Consider the following 20,064-nt stretch of genomic DNA (forward strand, 5'->3'; position numbering starts at 1 on the left):
AGAATCGCGAACGCTTCCTCTGGCGACATGCCGTTTACGTCGGCTCTGGGAGCCGATTGTGCGTCATCCATGCCACTATCTACCACGCATCGAGACATAAATGAGCTGTCGGCGTTCGCCGACGAGAACGACGCAAATTGTTCGGCACGGCCCCAGCGACCCGTCTTCGACCGAGGACGCCGAGAGTGTGGACTACTGGAACTCTTCGCGGAGGTACGCCCCCAGATAGCCACCAAGCGCGCCGAGGCCGACGGTGTAGAAGAGGACGACACCGAGGCCAACGAGGAGGACGATGCCGAGCCCGAGGAGGCCCAACCCAAAGCCGGCACGGGGTGCGGCGATGGCGAAGATACTGAAGAACGCGAGGACGACGAACCCGAGGAGAACGGCGAGGAGGCTCACGAACAGGCCAGAGAGCGCACCGGACTTCACGCCAACGTCGCGGTCGGTGCCGGTGAGGTAGCCTGCGAGTGCTCCACCGAGAATCGTCGACCCCGGCAGTGGTGAGAGGACGATGCTGGCGATGGCACCGACGATAGCCGAAAACAGGAGGCTCTCTCCGTCTTCGTCGACGGAGGAGTCGCGTTCGTCGAGCGACGTCTCTGACGAACTCGGGGACGTGGAGTGTTCCATACACGACGACTCTCCACCTGTCGGTGTAATCTTTTCTGCCGTCGGTTGGCCCTGCGTCGATTCGCCGACTTCCGGGACCGCCCCGTTTTTAGGACCGTAGCACGTCCGTCACGACCATGACTGGTGCCGCCCGCGACGACTTCGGGTTCGACCACGTCCCGGAGACCGACCAATCGTTCGAGAATGCCCTAGCGAAGGCACGAGCGGGCGAGCGCCTCACCGTCGCCGACGGCGTCGAACTCATGACGACGGGAACCGACCGCGAGGGCATCGACCCGGTGCGGAAGGAACTCGTCTTGGAAGCCGCCGACCGACGCCGCGCCGAGGTGGTCGGCGACGACGTGACGTTCGTCGCCAACCTCAACAACAACGTCACGACGGCCTGCACCACTGGCTGTCTCTTTTGCAACTTCAAGAACACTGCCCACCTCTTCGAGGCCGACTCGGACGTAGACCACGGCGGGTTCACCAAGACGCCCGAAGAGTCGCGCGATATCGTCGCCGACGCAGTCGAGATGGGCATCTACGAAGTCACGTCCGTCTCCGGCCTCCACCCGGCACTCGTCCTCGACGAAGAACACCGCGAGATTCTCGAATCCTACGACAACCCCGCGGCCGAGGTGAACTACAAGCCACCCGAGGCGTACGACACCGACCCGAGCACCTACGCCGCGCAACTCGACGCGATGTCCGTCGACGGCGTCCACGTCCACTCGATGACGCCCGAAGAGGCCCACCACGCGAAGCGCGGGACCGACTGGAGTTACGAAGCGGTCTACCGCCGACTCGCCGACGCTGGCCTCGACAGTGCGCCCGGGACCGCTGCAGAGATTCTCGTCCCCGAGGTCAGAGACGTCATCTGCCCCGGGAAGATAGGCACCGACGAGTGGGTCGCTGGCATGGAAGGGGCGATGGAGGCCGGACTCGACGTGACGGCGACTATCATGTACGGCCACGTCGAAAACGAGATGCACCGGGTGATGCACCTCGACGTCGTCCGCGACTTACAGGACCGCTACGGCGGCATCACCGAGTTCGTCCCGCTGTCGTTCGTCTACCAGAACACGCCGCTGTACGACCGTGGCCTCGTCACCGGCGGCGCGTCTGACGACGAAGACGAACTCATGGTCGCCGTCTCGCGTCTCTACCTCGACAACGTCGACCACATCCAGTCGTCGTGGGTGAAGTTCGGGAACGCGAAAGCACTCAAACTTCTCAACTGCGGCGCAGACGACCTGATGGGGACGATCCTCTCCGAGGAGATTACGAAACGCGCCGGCGGCGAGTTCGGTGAGTTCCGGTCGTTCGACGAGTACGTCGACATGATCACGGCCATCGGCCGGCGACCCGTCGAACGCTCGACCGACTACCGGACGCGACGCCCACTCGATCCAGACGAGGGGCCGCACGGTCCGCGACTCGGTCCTCGGGCGGACGGAACCCCGATGCTGGAACGCCGCCGTGACCCGGCGACGGCAGACGATTGAGATGATGGCGACAACCCACGCCGCAGTGGGCCTCACGCTCGCCGTCCCACTCGTCTGGGTCGCACCGGAACTCGCCGGTGCCGCGGCCATCGGTGCACTCCTCGGTGGTGTCTTTCCTGACGTAGACCTCTTCGTCGGGACCCACCGCAAGTCGCTCCACTTCCCCGTCTACTACACCGTCGTCGCTGGACTCTTCGGACTCGTCGTCGTCGCCGACCCAACGCCGCTGGGTGCTGCGCTGGCGTTCTTCTTCCTCTCGGCCGGCCTTCACTCAATCTCGGACTGGTTCGGCGCGGGCGACGAACTCAGGCCGTGGGACCGGACCTCTGACCGCGCCGTCTACGTCCACCCGGCGAAACGATGGCTCCGTCCGCGCTACCTCGTCCGCTACGACGGTGCCCCGGAGGACCTCGCGTTGACACTCCTGTTTGCCCTCCCCGGCCTCCTCGTCTTCGACGGCGGGATTCGCGTCTCCGTCGCCTTCGGCGTCGCAATCGCACTGTTCTACACTGGATTCAGAAAACGGATGCCCGACTGGTTCGGAATCTGAGTGTTCGAGATTCAGCTCACACCACGGAGATGACCACGCGATTCATCCGTCCTCGTCGCCCCCGCCGCCGCGCCGTTCGTCGTGCTCGCCGCGTTTTTCTCGATGGTGGTCCGTCGTCGCTGAACGGGTTCCCACCCCGTGTTCCGACTCTCAGTCGCTCGCCTGTGGGCCGCCGAGTCGTCTCTGCACCGCTTCGGCGATAGAGGCAGACGGACCGACGCGCCCTTCTGCCGACTCGATAGCCAAGCGAGCGAGTTCGAACTGCTGGCACTCGCCGGTGTCGATGGCGTTCTGCGGGAAGACAGCGTTGTCCGCAATCGCTTCGAACGCCGTGACTTCGTCTCCGTTCGGAACCCCGGTGAGTTCTCCGCGCACGACGACACTGTGCCAGTCGTCGACGCTCTCGAACTCGCTGATGACGAGTTCGGCGGTGACGCCGCACTCCGCAAACTCACTCTTCGGTGACCCCGGCGGTGCCGCGAGTTGGAAGTAGAGCGACTGGCCGTCGTACCCGAACGACATTGGTCGCGCGTACACGTCGCCGTCGATAGCGATAGACAAGACGCCGTGGCCCTGCTCTCGGAGAACCTCGTCGACGATGTCGTCGTTCAGTACACGTCCGTGCTCGACCCAGTTTTTCTCGCCAGTACTCGCGCGCTGCATACCCACCCTCTCTTCTGCGCATATATTGCTCCCCATGGCTGTTTTCGCGAACCGAGAATAGCCGAAACGCGGGGTCTTAGCACTCGAACCCCGAAAACGACAACCCGACGACGTGACTCTCGTGTCGGACCTACCGCGTTGGTGTCGAAAGCGGTCCGTCACCGTGGCCGACACGGCGCAGTCGTCTACTGTGAACGTCCTCGCCGCGGACTCTGTCGGCGATGGGGTCGCGAATCCACGTCTCTCGGTTCCGTGGGGCGGGCGCGGCGTCGGTCCCGGACGGCCGGAACTCGTCGGGCAAGAACCGTGCGTAGACCGGCAGTCGTTCACGGAGTGGGACACCCGCCTCGTCGGCGATGTCGGCGAGTTCTTGCAGCGCGGGCCACGCGTACTCGGGGTTCACGTAGTCGTCTGTGACCGGTGAGACGCCCCCCAAATCGTCGACGCCGCAGTCGACGAGGCTGGCGGCCTCCGAGAGGTTTGGGGGGACCTGCACCGAAATCTCCTCGGGGAGTGCGACCCGTGCCATCGACACCACGCGACGCATCGTCTCGATAGATGGGCGCTCGTAGTCTGACCGGTCGTTCGGCACGACGTTCTGGACGATGACCTCCTGTACGTGGCCGTACCGTTCGTGGAGCGCACGGATGGCGAGGAGACTCTCCGCGCGGTCACGCCACGATTCGCCGATGCCGACGAGGATTCCCGTCGTGAACGGGACACCTTCCTCACCTGCGGCGCGAATCGTGTTGAGTCGTTGGCCCGGCGTCTTGCGTCGGTTGCCCGCGTGGGCGTCCACGTCCGCCGTCGTCTCCAGCATGACGCCCATGCTGGCGTTCACCGGCGCGAGTGACTCGAACTGCTCGCGAGTCAGGTCACCGGGGTTCGAGTGTGGGAGCAGTCCCTCGTCGAGCGCAACCTCGCACGCGGCGACGAGGTAGTCGAGGATGTCGTCGTACCCCCACTCGTCGAGTTGGCGGTGAATCTCGGTGTATCGCTCGTCGGGTGCGTCGCCGAAGGTGAACAGCGCTTCCGTACAGCCAGCGTCTGCGCCCATCCGAACCACGTCTCGAACTTCGTCCAGCGACATGAGCGTCGCCTCGCCGGGCACGTCGTAGTAGGTGCAGTACGTACACGTGTAGCGGCACGCGGTGGTGAGTGGGAGGAACACGTTGCGCGAGAACGACAGGGACTCCGGTGCGTCCACGTCGTCGGGGCCGACAGCGAGGAGTCGCTCGACGGCGTCGTCGGCGACGTCGATATCGAGTCCGTACTCGTCGGCACCCGGGAACATACCGCTTGGTGTGCGACGGACCACTAAAAACGTATCACTCGCGGGCGATTCGAGAGACAGAAGTCGAGAGTGAGTCGGGGTTTTGGTGCCAGACACGACCCCGACCCGTCCGAAGAGGCGTCAGATGCTGTTCCCAACCGCGTGGGTACCAGCGAGCCACCGCGACGTTCGGACTCCACTTCGTCGCCCGTGACGTCTCGAAGACGGCACGGGAGCGCGCGGCGCACGTTGCCTCAGTTCCCGCCGGGCACACGAACACACCGCGCTTGTCAATGTATATCGTGAACCATTATGGACCTATCGGCGTTCACGGACCACGCCGACTCGGCCGTCACCGCGGTCCAGACGAACTCCATTCTCGGCTAACCACTCGCGTGAGCGCTCCTGTCCGTGGAGAAGCACCTCGACCAGGTCGCTCGGTTCGTCGATATCGACGGCGAGGCGCATCGAGTCGAACTCGACGAACGACGCGCCGGTGTCGTCGGCGATAGTTCGGTGGTCGGCGATGGACGCACCGTGGTAGTCGACGGAGAAGTCGGGGTGGCGGACGACGAGTGCGTTCGTCCCGCCGCCGAGTCCCGGCGCGGCGACGACGTCGCCCGCAGTCTCGAACAGGCGTTCGAGCGTCTCTGGTGTGGCGAGTGCCAGGTCGGCCATGACGACGGCGACGGGTTCGTCGCCGCCGAGTTCGTCGTTGACCGCGTCGGTCAGTGGCCTGTCGTCCACGGTGACTGGAACCTCGACGTCGACGGGTGCGTCTGCGAGAACGACCGGGTCACCCCCTGCTCGCTCGATTGCAGTGAGGACGTCTCGGAGCATCGCGAGCGAGAAGTCGCGTCGCTCGTCGGCGTCTAAAAATGGGGCGAGTCGCGTCTTCGGGGAACGTCCCCCGAAGGGAACGACGACTCGCATCGAAAGTCAGCCCAGTTTGTCGTAGGTCTGCTGCTGGGACTTCCAGTAGAGGAAGCCACCTGCGAGCAGGGCGATGACGACGAGACCACCGGCGGCGTAGATGAGCAGTTGGGTCGTCTGACTCGACTGCTTCGCGTTGTTCGCGCGGGTCTCGGCTTCTTCGGCGAGGTTAGACGCGAGGCCGAACTCGCCGCCTTCGAAGGCCTCCACAGCGTTGTCGAACGACTGCTGTGCCTCTTGGGTGTTTGCACCACTGGCGGCCGTGATGGCTGCCTTCGCACTGTCGAGTTTGTCGCGCGCGGCGGCACTCTCTTCAGTGTAGTGGGTCGCGTTCCACGTGCCGATGTCGTTACTGGAGCCACCTTCGCGGGTCTGTTCGAGCGAGATGACGGTGAACTCCTGTGCCGGGTCGTAGGAGAACTCCTCGACTGCCGGCACGGTGCCAGTCACCGACACTTCGACTTCGCTCGTTCCATCGTCAGCGGCGATTTGCGCCCCGCTGAAGTTCTGCCCGTCGAAGGACTGCTGGTCGACTTTCGCGCCCGTCTGGTCGTAGTACGTGACGGTCCACGTCACGTCTTCGAGGTGAGTCTGTCCTGCAAGCGTCCACGCTTCGAGTTGCGGGTTCTTGTACAGTTCGTCGAGCGTGACCGATGCGGTCACTTTCGAACCGACCTGCGCCTCGGAGGGGGTGTCCTCGGAGGCGACGCTCACGGCGCCTGCCGGAATCGCGGCGACCGACAGGAGCACGACGAGCGCGAGGGCCAGCTTAGAAAAGCGACTCCAGTTCGTCCTCGTCATCGTTTATGAGGTTCTCCAAATTGGACTCGCTCTCTTGACGAATCTCCTCGATGTTGTCTTGCGCCTCGATGGCGACCTGCTGTAGCTCCTTGATGCGCGGCACGTTCGCCACGCCGGACAGGAGGATGACACTCGCGACCTTTCCGGCACCCGGAATCGGGTAGTCGCCACCGCGAACTTCCATGGAACCGGTCTGCTCCTCGATCCACTTCCGCCCGCGCTCTATGCCTTTCCGGTTCAGATGCTCCGGCGGGCCAGCGAGGACGAGCAGTGCGCGTTCGGCGCCTTCGATCTCACAGGGGAGTGTGAGGCGGCCGAGCGCGGCTTTGCGGACGAGGCTGGTGATTCGGTTCGTCGTGTGAGCGGTGTCGAGGTTGTCGTCGGGTTCGTCACCGCCGGTGAGTCGCGACAGGAGGCCGCCACTCTTCTTCTTCCGCGGTTCGACGCCTTCGGACGCGTAGCCGACGGTCGAGACGCCGCCACCGGCCAGCGTGTTGATAATCTCCGAGGAGTCGACGACGGACTCTGCGACCTCTTGTCCGTCTGTGACTTCGCCGGCCCCGAAGAGGACGCCGAAGCGGTTGACGATCTCTTCGTTGATCTCGTCGTATCCGCCCTGGACAGACTCGCCGGTCTTGCGCCAGGCGTCGTTGTCGAACACGAGGAGGTTGTCGACCTCGCGGACGAACGTCTGGAACGACCGCGCGGCGTTCAGGGTGTAGATGCCACCCTCGTCGGAGCCCGGCAGGATACCGAGTCCGTAGACAGGTTCAGTGTAGATACGCTTGAGGTGTTTCGCAAGGACTGGCGCGACGCCGGACCCGGTACCGCCACCGAGACCGGAGACGACGAGGAAGGCGTCGACTTCGTGGACGGGGATGCTGTCGATGGCACCCTGCACCTCGTCGATGTCTTCCTCGGCGATTTCCGCGCCGAGTTCGTTGTCCGCACCGACCCCGTGTCCCTTCACGCGGGACTGGCCGATGAGGACACGCTGGTCCTTCGGGATGTTCTTCAATCCGAGCAAGTCGGCTTTCGCAGAGTTAACTGCGACGGCGGCGCGAACGATGCCTGCGTTTCGTTCGCGGTCGTACTCGACGAACTTGTCGACTACTTTTCCCCCGGCTTGCCCGAATCCGATCATTGCGAGCTTCATAGGTTCGGTCCCCTCGCCATTGCGTGAATGCCAGTACGAACGCAGACATAAGCGTTGTGGGATGGACGTGTTGGTTCAGTGACTAATAGGGTGGAAAAAACGGCTGACGCTGGTAGGGTATTAATCGGACATTATGCAAGTAGACACAACTCAGACACCAGTTACGGTCACACTTCACGACTAATTAATCGGGAAATTAGCGACAGCCGACAGGAGTCAGTTCCGCTCGGCGAGGTAGTCGCCGAGTGTCTTCATGTCCGCCACGTCGACATCGAACACACCCACGTCGTTCTGGTCGGTCGTGTTGTCAAACTGCAGTGAGCGGTACTGGTCTTTCCCCATCGGGAACCCGGGGATGGCACCGAGGACGGTGAGACCAACACCGGCCAGACTCATCGGGAGCGGGACGATAGAGATGTTCTTCCCTTCTTCGTCGTAGACCATCTCGGTGATGTTGCGGAGGGTGAGTTTCTGCGGCCCGCCGATGCGGTACGTCTCTCCGACGTGTTCGTCGCCTTCGACGGCGTCGGCGAGCATCGGGACGAGGTCACCGACCCAGATAGGTTGGAATCGCGTCTGTCCGTTTCCGGGCAGTGGATACAGTGGGACGCCCGGAGCGAACATTCCCTTGAGTCGTTTGGTGAACGAGACGAACTCACCGCCGTCGCCGAAGACCACCGACGGCCGGAAGATGACCCAGTCGAGGCCCGACGACTTGACCGCCTGTTCTGCCTTCCCTTTCGACCTGATGTAGGCTGTGTCGCCTTCGGAGTCGGCACCGAGTGCGCTCATCTGGACGAGTCTCGGCACGTCGTGTGCCTCCGCGGCTTTCACGACGTTCTCGGTACCCTGCCAGTGGACGATGTCGTGCATCCGATTGCCGCCCTTCGGTTCGAACAACGGAGAGAGGGCCACGAGGTTCACGACCGCGTCTTTCCCCTCGAACGCGCCGGCGATGGAGTCGTAGTCTGTCACGTCGCCCATGGCCTTCTCGACGCCGTCTGGGAGGTCCTCGCTCGTCGGACTCCGCGACATCGCAGTGACGCTGTGTCCACGCGACTGCAGTTCACGGCACAGGTGGCTCCCGATGAATCCGCTTCCGCCGACAACAAGGACGTTCATATCGTAATATCCGGCGGAACGAGGGTAAAGCTAACGGGCACTTACGGTCGATTTCGCCGGCAACGAGACCGATGATAACGTGCTTCCACGACGATGGGCTTCACTCACCGGGAGTAGACAGGCCCTCGGGAAGAGGGCCGCCGCAGTTCGGTCACTTTTTCGTCGGGGACGAGTCAGTAGGTGTATGCTCGTCACGCTCGAGGGACTCGACGGCAGCGGGAAGACCACCGTCTGGGAGGCCCTCCACGACGTCTACCCCGATGCAGTCTTCACCCGCGAACCGACCGACGATTCGTGGTACGGCGAGGCAGTCAACCGCGCCATCGGTGACGACGACGCGGACCCGCTTGCGACGCTCTTTCTCTTTACTGCGGACCACGCCGACCACCTCTCGCGCGTCGTCCGCCCCGCACTCGCCGACGGCGAACTCGTCATCTCCGACCGCTACTCTGACTCGCGGTACGCCTATCAGGCGGCGTCGCTCCGTGACAGCGACATCACGCGCCCGATGGAGTACATCATGGGCATCCACGCGGCGTTCTCTCGGACACCGGACAAGACCATCTACCTCGACGTGGACCCCGAGACTGCCGCCGCGCGAAGCGGGAAGACCAACAAGTTCGAACAGGCGGCGTACCTCGCCGACGTGCGGGCGAACTACGAGCGACTCATCGAGGCCGAACCGGAGCGCTTCATCCGCGTAGACGCGACACAACCCCCGGAAGACGTGCTCGACGCCGTCGAAGCAGCGCTCGCCGACATCCTCGACGAGCAGTAGCGACTCTCGTCGTCCAGTCGAACAGTAGCGACTCTCGTCGTTCGTGTCGTTACTGGGAGTCGGGCAGGTTCTCGAACTCCTCCGGCGGCGGGACGTAGAGCGTGTCGATGGTGAACCCGAGTGCCAGTGGCATCCCAATCATGACGCCGAGTGCGGCGGCCGGACTGCCGAGGTTCACACCGATGCCGAAGACGCCGGAGAACACGAGTGTCGAGAAGAACAGCACCAACGGTACCAGAAAGAGGGCGTACAGGACGTACCCCCACTGGGTCTTCAGCCGAAGACGGAAGAAGCGCGTCATGACCGCCGCGATGAGTGTGTGGAGGCCGATGACGACGACCATCAGTGCGAGGTTGACCACCGAGACCATGCCCTGCCTAGGGAGGCAGTGGTCTTTGGCCTGTCGCTCTCGGCGACGACTCGCCCCGTCCCCGGCGTGCGAACGGGGGACGTTTATCACGAAGGACCGTGACGCTCCGCCATGCACCGACTCATCGCAGAGCGTGGGTTGGACGACACGGGCTTCACAGTGGACGACGCCCGCGCAGTCCTCCGCGACATGATTCGAGCGCGACGGTTCGACGAGCGTGCACTCGCCCTCCAGCGACGCGGGTGGATGAGTGGCTATCCACCGTTCCGCGGACAGGAGGCGGCGCAAATCGGCGCTGCGCACGCGATGCGCGAGGACGACGTTCTCCTCCCGACGTATCGGTCGAACGCCCTCCAGATTGCGCGCGGCGTGCCTCCGAGCGACATCTTCCTCTTCCGCCGTGGCTACGCCGAGTACGAGTCGGACCACGACGTGCCGGTGTTTCCACAGGCAGTCCCGATTGCCAGTCAACTCCCACACGCCGCCGGTGTCGGGATGGCCGCCAACTACCGCGACGACGACTATGCCGCACTGGTCTGCTTCGGCGACGGTGCCACCTCAGAGGGCGACTTCCACGAAGGACTCAACTTCGCCGGTGTCTTCGACGCCCCCGTCGTCTTCTTCTGTGAGAACAACGGCTACGCCATCTCGCTCCCGCGCGAACGTCAGACTGCGAGCGAGTCGATTGCGGCGAAAGCCGACGCGTACGGTATCGACGGGATGCAAGTCGATGGCAACGACCCACTCGCCGTCAGGGAAGCAGTCGAAGAGGGTCTGAAGAAAGCCCGAGACGGCGAACCGGTGCTCATCGAGGCACTCACGTACCGACAGGGGCCGCACACCACCGCTGACGACCCATCACGCTACCGCGACGACGACCCTGACCTGCCCGAGTGGCGGGTTCGTGACCCACTCGAACGGTTCGAGGAGTTCTGCCGCGAGCAAGGCATCGTCGACGACGAACTCGTCGAGTCGATGTACGACGACGCCGACGACGAGTTGCGCGAGGCAGTCGAGACGGCGGAAGCGACGCCCGAACCCGGCCCGGACGAACTGTTCGACTACATCTACGAGGAACTCCCGCCCGAACTCGAACAGGAGCGTTCGGAGTACATGGCTTTCGTCGACGAACACGGACCGTTCGAACTCGAACGCTGAGAACGCGAACTTGGTCTCCGGTCGGTACCGACGGAGAACGCACTCACCAGACACTGCATACGGCGAACTGTCCCGACTCAGTCGTCCAACGAGATGTACGTCTTCGTGTCCGAGACGCCCTGCAGTCCTTGAATCCGACTCGACGCCGTCTTCAGCACCTCGTACACTGCCTCGGTGTCCACCTCGGCGATGATGTCGTACGCGCCGGCGACGATGTGTGCCTCCGTCACCGTTTCGAGTTCGCGGATTGGTCCGAGTAACTGCTCGGACTCACCAGCGCCAGTCTTCACCATGATGAAGGCGTGAACCATGCGTGTGATATTCTACCACATCATGCAAAAGCCTTGCTTCCGCCGAGTTCGGCAGATTCGACCCAAACCGGGGTAAGGTTATTTGCCTCCGCCGACATACCGTCTTCGTATGCGGTTCGTTATCATTGGTTCAGGACGGGTTGGTCTGCGTACTGCCCGTGTCCTTCGGGAGGAAGGACACGATATCACCCTCGTCGAGTTGGACCCCAACCGCGTCAAACAGGCGCAGGAATTGGGGTTCGAAGTGGTCGAAGGCGACGGGTCCCACGAGGACGTACTCCTCGACGCGGGAATCGAAGAGGCCGACGCCCTCGGGGCGCTCACCGCGGACCTCAACGTGAACTTCGCGGCGTGCATGATTGGCAAGCACTTCGGGTGCCGGACGGTCATCCGTATCGACGAGGACTACCGTGAAGAGGTGTACAAAAAGTACGCGCGTGAAGTGGACGAAATCGTCTACCCGGAACGCCTCGGAGCCATCGGCGCGAAGAACGCCCTCCTCGGCGGGTCGATTCGGGCGATTGCCGACATCGCACAGCACCTACAGGTCATCCTCGTGACGGTGTCCGACAGTTCGCCGATGAACGGGTACAGCATCGAGGAGGTGGCACTCCCGGCGAACGCCCGTCTCCTCGCGTTCGGCAAGAAGGACAAACCCATGGGTATCCCACTCCCCGACGACTCCCTCGAAACGGGTGATCGAGTCGCCGTCCTGGCGGACTTCGACGTCCTCGACGACGTTCGACAACTGCTCGTCGGCGACGAAGCAGTCGTCGCGGCAGGAGGTGCGTGACGATGGTTCACGCCTACATCATGGTCAAAGCCGCAGCGGTGACCAACGGCATCGACCGTCTGAAAGAAGACTTGCTCGCCGTCGACCACGGTATCGTGAGCGCCCACATCGTCGCCGGCGACGTGGACTTCATCGTGAAAGTCGACGTGGACTCGCCCGCCGACGTGAAGGAAGTCGCCGGCGGGATTCAAGCCATCGACGGTATCGAAGACACCCAGACGTACATCGCGATGGACTGACGCTCCGCAGTCGACACGTCCACCACGTCCAGAACCACTCGTCCTGACCCGCGGTTCGACTTTCGTTCGTCTCCACCTATCGAATTCGAAACCTCGATGCAGTGCGCCCCCAGCGAGTGGAGCGTCTCGGCGTTAGAACCCAGTTCCGGCCGCGTCGCGGGCGCGACTGAGAATGCTCGTGACAGGTTCGGTGTACTCGTACCCGGGGATGATGCCTTCGACGAACGTCCCTTCGACGTAGTCGATGACGGCACCGGCGTCGTCGACACCGCGTCGCTCGTTGATATCTGCGAACGTCGTCTGGACGACTGCTTCGTCTGCGACGCGGCGAACGGCCGGGTCGAGTTCGTGGCCGCCCGCGATGACCCCGTTGATGTCTTCGATGCGGAGTTCGAACGTCTCGAACCAGCCATCTTCGACGATTTCGGCTACCTCGTCTGCGACGACGGCCGAGAGCATCGGGACGCGAACGGCGACGTCGAACTCGACGTGCCCACTCTCTCGTGCTGCGACGCTGACGGTTCCCTCGAACGGCGTCGTCACCGACTCGAAGGTCCGGTCGTCGACCTGTTCGAACGACCCGTGGTCGCCGAATGCCCGGTGGACCCGACTCGGAAGTTCCTGCTCACTCATAGCGATACGCTAGCCCTCACGAGAGAAAAGCCCGTTGCGTCGGCGCACCACCGAATCGCACTAGGGCGCGGAATTCGGCAGGATGGCGGCATGTTTAAGTATCTCGCCGCACTCCTTTCAAGTGACGCTTCGCTTTGGAGGGCCGAAGCGTCAGCGGGGACCAATCTAGGGCGGCATTTCCGCACGGGCCGCTCCCGTGCGGTTGCCTATCCCTTTCTGAAGACACCACAACTTCGAGCCACAGGTCCGTTCAGTTCTGTCTGCGCTCACATACGTTATCTACGAGTGACACGAATAGACGCCCGAGAACGATGCGAGTCCACTTCTCTCAGCAAGCATTCGACTACCAGACCCTGCGAGCGATGGCGTACACCACGTTCGGAGGGGCCGAACCGGGTGAAGTTCTTGCGACGGTTGCCCGAATCGAAGACGGTGACACTGGTTCGTGGTACACCGAATGGAGGAACACAGCCGAACGCGTCGAGCGATTGGCTGACGACGCTGCCGACGCAGGGTCGGACCGAAGCGCCCGCGCGGCGTATTTCCGAGCACACACCTACTACCGAACCGCGGAGTTCTTTCTTGCTTCGAACGACCCCCGTCGCCGTCCAACCTACGAGAAGAGTCGTGAGATGTTTCGAGCGGGTTTGGACTTCCTGGACACGCCAGTCGAGACGCTCAGTATCCCGTACGATGGAACCACGCTTCCCGGCTACCTGTTTCTCCCCGCTGACGACGACACTGGCGAGGAGCCACATCAGACGATTGTCTGTCTCGGCGGATTCGACTCGCTTGCTGAAGAACTCTACTTCCTCTGTGGGGTTCCCGAGGCACTCGCACGGGGCTACGCAGTCGTCGTATTCGAGGGTCCCGGGCAAGGTGCCCCACTTCGGTACGAAGGGCTGACGGCCCGGCCAGATTGGGAACACGTCGTCGGGCCGGTCCTCGATGCACTCAGCGACGACGACAGCGTCGACTCCGAAGGGGTTGGACTCGTCGGGGTGAGTCTCGGCGGGTACTACGCGCCTCGGGCGGCCGCCTTCGAGGACCGAATCGCGGCGTGCGTCACCTTCGACCATATGCACGACCTGTGGCTCTCCTCAGCGTTCGACGCACCTCGCCTCGCCGAACTCCTGTTGCGCGCACCGGACGTTGTCGTGAACGGACTGGCAGCACTCGGCGCACGTTTCAGCCTCGAATCTCGGTGGGCTATGGAGAACGCGAAGTGGGTGTTTGGTGTCGAATCGGCCGCCGAGGTGCAGCGGACACTCCGGACGTACTCGCTCACGCCGGTCAGTCACAGAATCGAGTGTCCGGTCCTCGTCCTCGCTGGCGAAGACGACCACTTCGTGCCACTGGAGATGGCCGCTCAGTTCGTCGACCAATTGACGTGCCCGACGACGGTCCGTGTCTTTACCACAGAAGAAGGCGCAGGAGAACACTGTCAGGTGGGGAACCTCACGCTGGCGACCGGCGTGATATACGACTGGTTCGACGAGACGATGGTGAGTGAGGCGGAAGCTTACGCGTCGTCCTGACCCGACCCGTCGGTGGCGAGTTCTGCCATCGTCGGCGACGACACCATCTCTCCGTTCTCGGTCGGTTCGTCTCCGGTTCGATGCTCGCCAGTGACGTCGCTGTCGTGACCATCGGCCGTTCCGTAATCGAGGTCGGTTTCAGCCGTCTCGGTCCGCACGTCGAATCGGTCGGCGAGCGACCGGAGCTCGTCGGTGGTCGTCGAGAGTTCCTGCATCTGACCAGCGACGCCAATCATCGCGTCGTTCTGGTCGCGGGCAGCGTCGGCGACGTCCGCCGATTCGGCCTGTGTCTCCGACGCGATTTCGGCCGCTTCGTCGGCCAGACGGGCGACGGATTGGGCGGCAGACGCCTGTGAGGCCGTGGCCTCGTCGATTGCGGCGACGCCGTGGTCGACTTCTTCGAGTCTGTCCACCGCTTCGTCGATTGCTTCGACGCTCTCGGCCACTGTCTCTGCACCGGTCGACACTCGCTCTCGCGCGGCGCGAACGTCTTCGACGGTACCGTCTGCGGCCGCTTCGACTGCCTCGATGGACTCGGCGATTTCGGCCGTCGCTTCCGTCGTCTCCTCCGCGAGGGATTTGACGCTGTCGGCGACGACGGCGAATCCAGCCCCCGCGTCGCCCGCACGTGCGGCCTCGATGGAGGCGTTGAGCGCGAGCAAGTTGGTCTGGTCGGCGATGTCGCCGATGAGGTCGACCACGTCGGCGATGTCGCCCACGTCTTCGCGCAACGTCTCGGCACCGTTCGCCGCGGCGGCGACTCGGTCGTCGATGGCTGCCATCTCTTCGTGGACGTCGGCGCTGGCGTCGCGTCCGGCCTCGCCGTACTCGCTGGCGTCACTCGCGAGCGTTGCGAGTTCGTCCGCCGAGGCCGCAACCTCTTCGACGGTCGCCGAGAGGTCCTGCATCTCCGACGACACGTCCTCGAGGAGCGTGGCCTGCTCTGTCGCTCCCTCCGAGATGTCTGCGGTTCCGCGCTCGACGCGGTCGGATGCTGCGGTGACTTCCTCGGTACCGGCGGTGACGCGTTCACCGGCGGCGTCGACGGTGGTCGCGAACGACGCCACCTGTCCGATGGTCTCTTCTAAGTCGGTGAGCATCGCGTCGATGCCCTCGCCGACGCCGGCCATCGCCTCGTCGTCTGGCGTGACCGACGTTCTGACCGTCAGGTCGCCGTCCGCGGCGTCGTCCATCGTCTCTCGATAGTCGGTCGCGGCGCGTTCGAGGTCACGTTGGACTTCCTCTGCCGCCTCGATGCGTTCGCCCAACGCGTCGCGCATGTCCGCGAACGCGGTGGTCAGTGCACCGAACTCGTCGACACGTGAGGTAGAGAGGTCGACGTCGAGGTCACCGCTCGCGAGCGTGTCGGCGCGGGTTTGGAGTCGGCGGAGTGAGACGACGGTTCCGCGACCGATGGTGAGACCCACGAGACCGAGTCCACCGAGTGCCACGCCGATGAGGATGACGATGTCGCGTTCGACGAATCGGGCGACTGCGTAGGCGTTCTCCGGGGGTGCTTCTATCAGGACGGCCCACTCGGTTCCCTCGACGGGTGCGTGTGCGACGACGGACCCGTCGCGTTCGACCACGCCGGACTCGCCGTTCACCGCGGCGTCGAGTGCGGGGGTCTCTGCCCCGTCGCGATACTGCGTGAGGACGTTGCTCCCGTACTTGTCGAAGGCGATGGTGCCCGCTGCGGTGACGACACGCGTCCGCGACCCCTCGATGGGTTCGCTGAGCATCTCGGCGTGGCGGGTGGCGTCCACGACGACCATCACGGCGGCGTCTCGACCCGGAACTGGACTGAGGAAGGCGAGTCGCTCGCCGCCGCCGTATCGGTAGACTTCCGAGATTGCGACGCCGTTCGCGTCGAACATCGTCAACGACCCAGTCGTCCACGACACGTCGAGGTCTGAGACGGTCTTCGTCTCTAGGACGGAGTTCGTACTCACGACGATGTCACGGTTCGATGGTTTGACGTAGTGGACTGCGAGCACTTCGTCCGGAAGGTTGTCTTTCTCGACTTCGAGAGCAGTCTCGATTTTCTCTTCGTCTCCCGACCGAACCGCCTCGTACTCCGAGAGCATCCGAGCGGTCCGCGTGTACCCGTCCATCCAACTCGACAACTCCTGGGCCTCCAGGCTCGCGACCATCTCCAGTTCGGTGTGTGCGTCTGCTCTGACCTCTTCGCCGACCATGTCGGTGACGTAGAAGCCGAGTCCGCCCATCACCGCCACGACGACCAAGAGAACGAACAGAAACTTCCGGAGGTAACTCCGTCTGAGTACCTCCGGGACTAATCTGGCGAGTCTCATGCTATTCGTTCGCAAGCAAATGCGACGTAAAGCATTGCCCCGCCAGGTATCAGGTGTGATAACGAGGGACGTGAGAACAGTCTATCGGTCGTCACGTACCGTGGCCGCTATACCAGTTCGTTCACCGTCACACCGAGTGCGACTGCCGCCGCCCCCGTCGCACCCCCACCCGTCGCGACGTACGTCGGGAGCGCGAACACGACTCCGCCGCCGATACCCGCGGCTAAACACAGTGCCATTCCGAGGAGGGCGGCGTCGAACCGGGTGGGGGCGTTCTCGGGGAGCACGGGCTAATTACATATTATTACAGCTCCCGACAAATGGTTTGGGAAGGCGGACCTACTCGCCTCGCTCCCTGACACCGTCGCCATCGCCGTCAGCCTCAACTGGACGTTCGATACCGCTGACTTCGTGTTCGTCTTCCGCTGCCTCGAGTGTGTCCAGCTTTTCGAGCGCTCGTTCGCGTTCGCCGACGACGGAGGCGTCGCGCAGGCCGAGCGAGATGGCGGTATCGAAGCACCGAATCGCCGCTTCGTACTGGCCGCGTTCGGCGAGGAAGAAGCCACGGTTGTACCACGCGTGCGGTTCTCTCGGGTCGAGTTCGACTGCCCGTTCTGCGTGGTCCAACGGTTCGGACGAGTCGCCCAACTCCCACAGTGCGTACGCGAGGTTCGTCTCGGCGGTCGCAGCGAACTCGTTGTCGTCGTCGATGCGGAGTGCTTCTCGTGCGGCACCGACTGCCTCGTCGTACTCTGCTAACTGTGCGTGTGCGACTCCTTTGTTCACCCACGCTTCTTGTGCGTCGTGTGAGTCCTCGTCTGCGTAGGCGATGGCACGCGCGAAGCTATCGATTGCCTGTTCGTACTCCTCGATGGCGACGTAGGCCAACCCAATTTCGACGAGTGCCAGCACGTCTACGTGTTCGGGAACGACCTGCGACTCGTCGACGATGTCCGAGACGACGTAGTCGTCTGTCGGGTCGACGAGTCTGGTGTTCGTCCGAAGTTCGGGAGGGTCCAGGTCGAATCCGTCGTACGGGTCGCCGAATCCGTCACCGTCCGAGTACCGGTGGTCACGCGTCGAGGCCATTCGTATCTGTTGGACGGGAATCGAGATAACCTTCACTCGCTGGAAAGTGCTCCCCCGAACTATTGTCTCGTCAGTAGGGCACCGCAGACAAAATATTACTGAAATTTTATATCAAAAAGAAATAAATTCGGCCAAATCGCTTAAATGGTCTTGGAAATCTTGGTAGAATCGACTGGGGTGGAGTTAATCCGCGGGTGGGTTACAGTTCGAATCGCTCGAATTGACCCGTTCTGGGCAGGCCGTCCGCTTCTGGAGTCGACCCTGGTTGGAATCCAAACCATGAAATTAGGTATCATTGGTGTCGGCAACGCAGGCAGTAAGATTGTCGACAAGATGGTCGAGTTCGAATCGCTCACGAATCGGAAACTCTGTCGTCACGTGATGGTCATCAACACCGCACGGACGGACCTCTCCAAACCAGACCACATCCCGGAGAACCGACGAATTCTCATCGGTGACACCCACCAGAAAGCCAAGGGCCACGGCGTCGGTGGCGACGTGGACGTCGGTGCCGAAGTCGCGAAGAACGACATCGACGAGATTCGACGCGCGTTCGACGACGTGGACATCCACGAGGTGGACGCGATTCTCGTCTGTGCGTCGCTCGGTGGGGGCACCGGCAGCGGTGCCGGTCCGGTGGTCATCAACGAACTGCAGAAGATGTACGACGAACCGGTGTACGGCTTGGGCGTTCTCCCCGGCAAGTACGAAGGTGGCCGACCCGCCCTCAACGCGGCACGGTCTCTTCAGTCGTTCGTCAACAACACGGACAACTTCATCGCCTTCGACAACGACGCGTGGCGCTCGAAAGACCAGACGGTCGGCGAGGGCTACGAGGGCATGAACCGCGAACTCGCGACGCGTATCGTCACGCTCCTCGGCGCTGGCGAGTACGACGAACCGACCGTCGCCGAGAACGCGATGGACTCGAGCGACATCATCCGAACGCTCGACACCGACGGCATCTCGTCTATCGGCTACGCCTCGACGTCGGTCGAAAACGGCGACGATGGACTCTTGAACCGCTTCCGTGAGGAACACGAAATCGAGGACAACTCGAACTTAGCGGCGAAGATTAACGGTCTGGTCCGCCGCGCCGTCAACTCCCGTCTCACGCTCCCGTGTGACGTCTCCAGTGCCGACCGGGCCCTCATCGTCCTCTCTGGTCCGCCGTCGGAACTCTCTCGGAAGGGTCTCGAAAGCGCCCGCGAGTGGATAGAAAACGAAGTCGACACCGTCGAAGTGCTCGCTGGCGACGACCCCAGAGAGAACGCCTCTGCGCTCTCTGCGGTGGTGTTGCTGTCGAACGTTACCCAGACGCCGCGCATCGAGGCAATCCAGGAGCAGGCAGTCGAAGCACAGGAGAAAATCGCCGAACAGGAGGCCGTGCGCGAGGAAGAAATCGCCGACCTCATCACGGACAAGGACGGCAAAATCGACCCGGTCATCTGACCATGACTCCCGGTAACCGGGGGACCGAGAGTATCCCCCAGGGAGTGGGCCGATGAAGTTGGCAATCGTCGGCGTCGGGAACGCGGGGAGTCGCATCGTCAACAACATCCTGCACGTCGAACAGGAGACTGGGCGGAATCTCAGTAACGGGAACACGCTCCTCGTCAACTCGACGAAACCGACGTTCGACGTGGACGAACACGTCCCCGAGGAGCGTCGCTTGATTATCGGAGACGTCTACTGGGACGCCGACGGGTCCGACATCGACGGCGACCCGGAGTTGGCCGCCACGATTGCACGCGAAGAGAAGAACGACATCAACCGGGCGTTCGACCTCATCGAGTTCCATCAGGTCGACGGTATCTTGGTGGTCGCTGGACTCGGCCGCGGCACCGGTGGCGGTGCCGGCGCCGTCGTCATCGACCAACTGAACGAGATTTGTGACCACCCGATATACGCCGTCGGCGTCCTTCCGGCCGACTCGGAAGGCGAAGAAGCGGCGCTGAGCGCCGCCCGAACACTACAGTCGTTCGTCACGAAGGCTGACAACGTCATCACCTTCGACAACGACGCCTGGCAGGACGACGAGCAGCGATGGGTCGACGAAGTCGAGGCACCCGACGGGGTGGGGTCCTCCGATGGTGATGCACCCAGTGGCGACCACGCGGACGGTAGCGGGTACGCACCGGTGAACGCCGCCCTGGCCGAACGACTCGTCACGCTGTTCGCAGCAGGCGAGTTCAGTTCACCGTCGGCGTCCGAGAGTCGGA

At 63.1% G+C, this 20,064-nt stretch carries 21 protein-coding genes and 1 pseudogene; 9 read left to right on the forward strand and 13 right to left on the reverse strand.

Going from position 1 to position 20,064, the window contains the following annotated elements; genetic code table 11:
• Positions 1-192: 192 nt before the first annotated feature.
• Positions 193-633, reverse strand: coding sequence for a DUF5518 domain-containing protein (locus tag AUR66_RS03520; protein WP_058571129.1), 441 nt, complete (start codon positions 631-633; stop codon positions 193-195).
• A gap of 116 nt (positions 634-749) precedes the next feature.
• Between AUR66_RS03520 and cofH the strand changes: the two genes are divergently transcribed.
• Complete coding sequence (gene cofH / locus AUR66_RS03525; RefSeq protein ID WP_058571130.1) at positions 750-2,120, forward strand: 7,8-didemethyl-8-hydroxy-5-deazariboflavin synthase subunit CofH; 1,371 nt, start codon at positions 750-752, stop codon at positions 2,118-2,120.
• Between the two features lies 1 nt (position 2,121).
• The gene (locus AUR66_RS03530) at positions 2,122-2,670 is read left to right on the forward strand and encodes a hypothetical protein (protein WP_058571131.1); all 549 of its coding nucleotides are present in this window, start codon (positions 2,122-2,124) and stop codon (positions 2,668-2,670) included.
• Between the two features lie 150 nt (positions 2,671-2,820).
• On the opposite strand, the gene AUR66_RS03535 is transcribed toward AUR66_RS03530, so the two are convergent.
• The 6 genes from AUR66_RS03535 to AUR66_RS03560 form a co-directional block, all read right to left on the reverse strand.
• Positions 2,821-3,333, reverse strand: a complete 513-nt coding sequence (locus AUR66_RS03535; RefSeq protein ID WP_058571132.1) for a pyridoxamine 5'-phosphate oxidase family protein — start codon at positions 3,331-3,333, stop codon at positions 2,821-2,823.
• A gap of 130 nt (positions 3,334-3,463) precedes the next feature.
• The gene (gene cofG / locus AUR66_RS03540; RefSeq protein WP_058571133.1) at positions 3,464-4,627 is read right to left on the reverse strand and encodes a 7,8-didemethyl-8-hydroxy-5-deazariboflavin synthase subunit CofG; all 1,164 of its coding nucleotides are present in this window, start codon (positions 4,625-4,627) and stop codon (positions 3,464-3,466) included.
• Between the two features lie 297 nt (positions 4,628-4,924).
• A complete protein-coding gene (cofC, locus tag AUR66_RS03545; protein WP_058571134.1) occupies positions 4,925-5,539 on the reverse strand; it encodes a 2-phospho-L-lactate guanylyltransferase in 615 nt (204 codons plus the stop codon).
• A gap of 6 nt (positions 5,540-5,545) precedes the next feature.
• Entirely contained in the window at positions 5,546-6,340 is a 795-nt protein-coding gene (locus tag AUR66_RS03550; protein ID WP_058571135.1) for a hypothetical protein, read from the reverse strand.
• Positions 6,309-7,496, reverse strand: coding sequence for a tubulin/FtsZ family protein (locus AUR66_RS03555; RefSeq protein ID WP_197409667.1), 1,188 nt, complete (start codon positions 7,494-7,496; stop codon positions 6,309-6,311). Before AUR66_RS03555 ends, AUR66_RS03550 begins: the two co-directional genes overlap by 32 nt.
• 216 nt (positions 7,497-7,712) lie before the next feature.
• Complete coding sequence (locus AUR66_RS03560; protein ID WP_058571136.1) at positions 7,713-8,618, reverse strand: complex I NDUFA9 subunit family protein; 906 nt, start codon at positions 8,616-8,618, stop codon at positions 7,713-7,715.
• Positions 8,619-8,802: 184 nt separating this feature from the next.
• Between AUR66_RS03560 and tmk the strand changes: the two genes are divergently transcribed.
• Entirely contained in the window at positions 8,803-9,396 is a 594-nt protein-coding gene (gene tmk / locus AUR66_RS03565; RefSeq protein ID WP_058571137.1) for a dTMP kinase, read from the forward strand.
• A gap of 49 nt (positions 9,397-9,445) precedes the next feature.
• Here tmk and AUR66_RS03570 read toward each other — a convergent pair whose 3' ends face one another.
• Positions 9,446-9,766 (reverse strand): hypothetical protein, encoded by a 321-nt coding sequence (locus tag AUR66_RS03570; protein WP_058571138.1) that lies wholly within the window; start codon positions 9,764-9,766, stop codon positions 9,446-9,448.
• A 111-nt stretch (positions 9,767-9,877) separates the two neighbouring features.
• On the opposite strand from AUR66_RS03570, the gene AUR66_RS03575 reads away from it, so the two are divergent.
• Positions 9,878-10,924: a thiamine pyrophosphate-dependent enzyme gene (locus AUR66_RS03575; protein WP_058571139.1), complete on the forward strand. Its 1,047-nt coding sequence runs from the start codon at positions 9,878-9,880 to the stop codon at positions 10,922-10,924.
• A 77-nt stretch (positions 10,925-11,001) separates the two neighbouring features.
• Here the strand turns inward: AUR66_RS03575 and AUR66_RS03580 are convergent, their stop codons facing one another.
• On the reverse strand, positions 11,002-11,235 hold the full coding sequence (locus tag AUR66_RS03580; protein WP_058571140.1) for an Lrp/AsnC ligand binding domain-containing protein: 234 nt from the start codon (positions 11,233-11,235) through the stop codon (positions 11,002-11,004).
• A 109-nt stretch (positions 11,236-11,344) separates the two neighbouring features.
• Between AUR66_RS03580 and AUR66_RS03585 the strand changes: the two genes are divergently transcribed.
• Positions 11,345-12,028 (forward strand): potassium channel family protein, encoded by a 684-nt coding sequence (locus AUR66_RS03585; RefSeq protein ID WP_058571141.1) that lies wholly within the window; start codon positions 11,345-11,347, stop codon positions 12,026-12,028.
• A 2-nt stretch (positions 12,029-12,030) separates the two neighbouring features.
• The gene (locus AUR66_RS03590; RefSeq protein ID WP_058571142.1) at positions 12,031-12,267 is read left to right on the forward strand and encodes an Lrp/AsnC ligand binding domain-containing protein; all 237 of its coding nucleotides are present in this window, start codon (positions 12,031-12,033) and stop codon (positions 12,265-12,267) included.
• A gap of 132 nt (positions 12,268-12,399) precedes the next feature.
• Here the strand turns inward: AUR66_RS03590 and AUR66_RS03595 are convergent, their stop codons facing one another.
• Complete coding sequence (locus AUR66_RS03595; protein ID WP_058571143.1) at positions 12,400-12,900, reverse strand: DUF5813 family protein; 501 nt, start codon at positions 12,898-12,900, stop codon at positions 12,400-12,402.
• A 311-nt stretch (positions 12,901-13,211) separates the two neighbouring features.
• Between AUR66_RS03595 and AUR66_RS03600 the strand changes: the two genes are divergently transcribed.
• Positions 13,212-14,438, forward strand: coding sequence for an alpha/beta hydrolase family protein (locus tag AUR66_RS03600; protein WP_058571144.1), 1,227 nt, complete (start codon positions 13,212-13,214; stop codon positions 14,436-14,438).
• On the opposite strand, the gene AUR66_RS03605 is transcribed toward AUR66_RS03600, so the two are convergent.
• The 3 genes from AUR66_RS03605 to AUR66_RS03615 form a co-directional block, all read right to left on the reverse strand.
• On the reverse strand, positions 14,423-16,753 hold the full coding sequence (locus AUR66_RS03605; protein ID WP_058571145.1) for a methyl-accepting chemotaxis protein: 2,331 nt from the start codon (positions 16,751-16,753) through the stop codon (positions 14,423-14,425). The two genes, AUR66_RS03600 and AUR66_RS03605, sit on opposite strands and share 16 nt — an antisense overlap.
• Positions 16,754-16,860: 107 nt before the next feature.
• Entirely contained in the window at positions 16,861-17,040 is a 180-nt protein-coding gene (locus AUR66_RS03610) for a hypothetical protein (protein ID WP_058571146.1), read from the reverse strand.
• Positions 17,041-17,092: 52 nt separating this feature from the next.
• The gene (locus AUR66_RS03615) at positions 17,093-17,842 is read right to left on the reverse strand and encodes a tetratricopeptide repeat protein (protein ID WP_058571147.1); all 750 of its coding nucleotides are present in this window, start codon (positions 17,840-17,842) and stop codon (positions 17,093-17,095) included.
• A 279-nt stretch (positions 17,843-18,121) separates the two neighbouring features.
• Here AUR66_RS03615 and AUR66_RS03620 point away from each other — a divergent pair, with 279 nt between their 5' ends.
• On the forward strand, positions 18,122-19,294 hold the full coding sequence (locus tag AUR66_RS03620) for a tubulin/FtsZ family protein (protein ID WP_058571148.1): 1,173 nt from the start codon (positions 18,122-18,124) through the stop codon (positions 19,292-19,294).
• A gap of 52 nt (positions 19,295-19,346) precedes the next feature.
• Positions 19,347-20,064, forward strand: a pseudogene (locus AUR66_RS03625) (tubulin/FtsZ family protein); the annotation flags it as partial.

It is taken from the genome of Haloferax profundi (assembly GCF_001469865.1).
Taxonomy (GTDB): Archaea; Halobacteriota; Halobacteria; order Halobacteriales; family Haloferacaceae; genus Haloferax; species Haloferax profundi.

Coding starts and splice junctions, on each gene's coding strand:
- cofH (WP_058571130.1), top strand. CDS start 750: ATGACTGGTGCCGCCCGCGACGACTTCGGGTTCGACCACGTCCCGGAG.
- AUR66_RS03550 (WP_058571135.1), bottom strand. CDS start 6,340: ATGACGAGGACGAACTGGAGTCGCTTTTCTAAGCTGGCCCTCGCGCTC.
- AUR66_RS03560 (WP_058571136.1), bottom strand. CDS start 8,618: ATGAACGTCCTTGTTGTCGGCGGAAGCGGATTCATCGGGAGCCACCTG.
- AUR66_RS03520 (WP_058571129.1), bottom strand. CDS start 633: ATGGAACACTCCACGTCCCCGAGTTCGTCAGAGACGTCGCTCGACGAA.
- cofG (WP_058571133.1), bottom strand. CDS start 4,627: ATGTTCCCGGGTGCCGACGAGTACGGACTCGATATCGACGTCGCCGAC.
- AUR66_RS03615 (WP_058571147.1), bottom strand. CDS start 17,842: ATGGCCTCGACGCGTGACCACCGGTACTCGGACGGTGACGGATTCGGC.
- AUR66_RS03600 (WP_058571144.1), top strand. CDS start 13,212: ATGCGAGTCCACTTCTCTCAGCAAGCATTCGACTACCAGACCCTGCGA.
- AUR66_RS03585 (WP_058571141.1), top strand. CDS start 11,345: ATGCGGTTCGTTATCATTGGTTCAGGACGGGTTGGTCTGCGTACTGCC.
- tmk (WP_058571137.1), top strand. CDS start 8,803: ATGCTCGTCACGCTCGAGGGACTCGACGGCAGCGGGAAGACCACCGTC.
- AUR66_RS03535 (WP_058571132.1), bottom strand. CDS start 3,333: ATGCAGCGCGCGAGTACTGGCGAGAAAAACTGGGTCGAGCACGGACGT.
- AUR66_RS03595 (WP_058571143.1), bottom strand. CDS start 12,900: ATGAGTGAGCAGGAACTTCCGAGTCGGGTCCACCGGGCATTCGGCGAC.
- AUR66_RS03620 (WP_058571148.1), top strand. CDS start 18,122: ATGAAATTAGGTATCATTGGTGTCGGCAACGCAGGCAGTAAGATTGTC.
- AUR66_RS03555 (WP_197409667.1), bottom strand. CDS start 7,496: ATGAAGCTCGCAATGATCGGATTCGGGCAAGCCGGGGGAAAAGTAGTC.
- AUR66_RS03605 (WP_058571145.1), bottom strand. CDS start 16,753: ATGAGACTCGCCAGATTAGTCCCGGAGGTACTCAGACGGAGTTACCTC.
- AUR66_RS03530 (WP_058571131.1), top strand. CDS start 2,122: ATGATGGCGACAACCCACGCCGCAGTGGGCCTCACGCTCGCCGTCCCA.
- AUR66_RS03590 (WP_058571142.1), top strand. CDS start 12,031: ATGGTTCACGCCTACATCATGGTCAAAGCCGCAGCGGTGACCAACGGC.
- AUR66_RS03580 (WP_058571140.1), bottom strand. CDS start 11,235: ATGGTTCACGCCTTCATCATGGTGAAGACTGGCGCTGGTGAGTCCGAG.
- AUR66_RS03570 (WP_058571138.1), bottom strand. CDS start 9,766: ATGGTCTCGGTGGTCAACCTCGCACTGATGGTCGTCGTCATCGGCCTC.
- AUR66_RS03575 (WP_058571139.1), top strand. CDS start 9,878: ATGCACCGACTCATCGCAGAGCGTGGGTTGGACGACACGGGCTTCACA.
- cofC (WP_058571134.1), bottom strand. CDS start 5,539: ATGCGAGTCGTCGTTCCCTTCGGGGGACGTTCCCCGAAGACGCGACTC.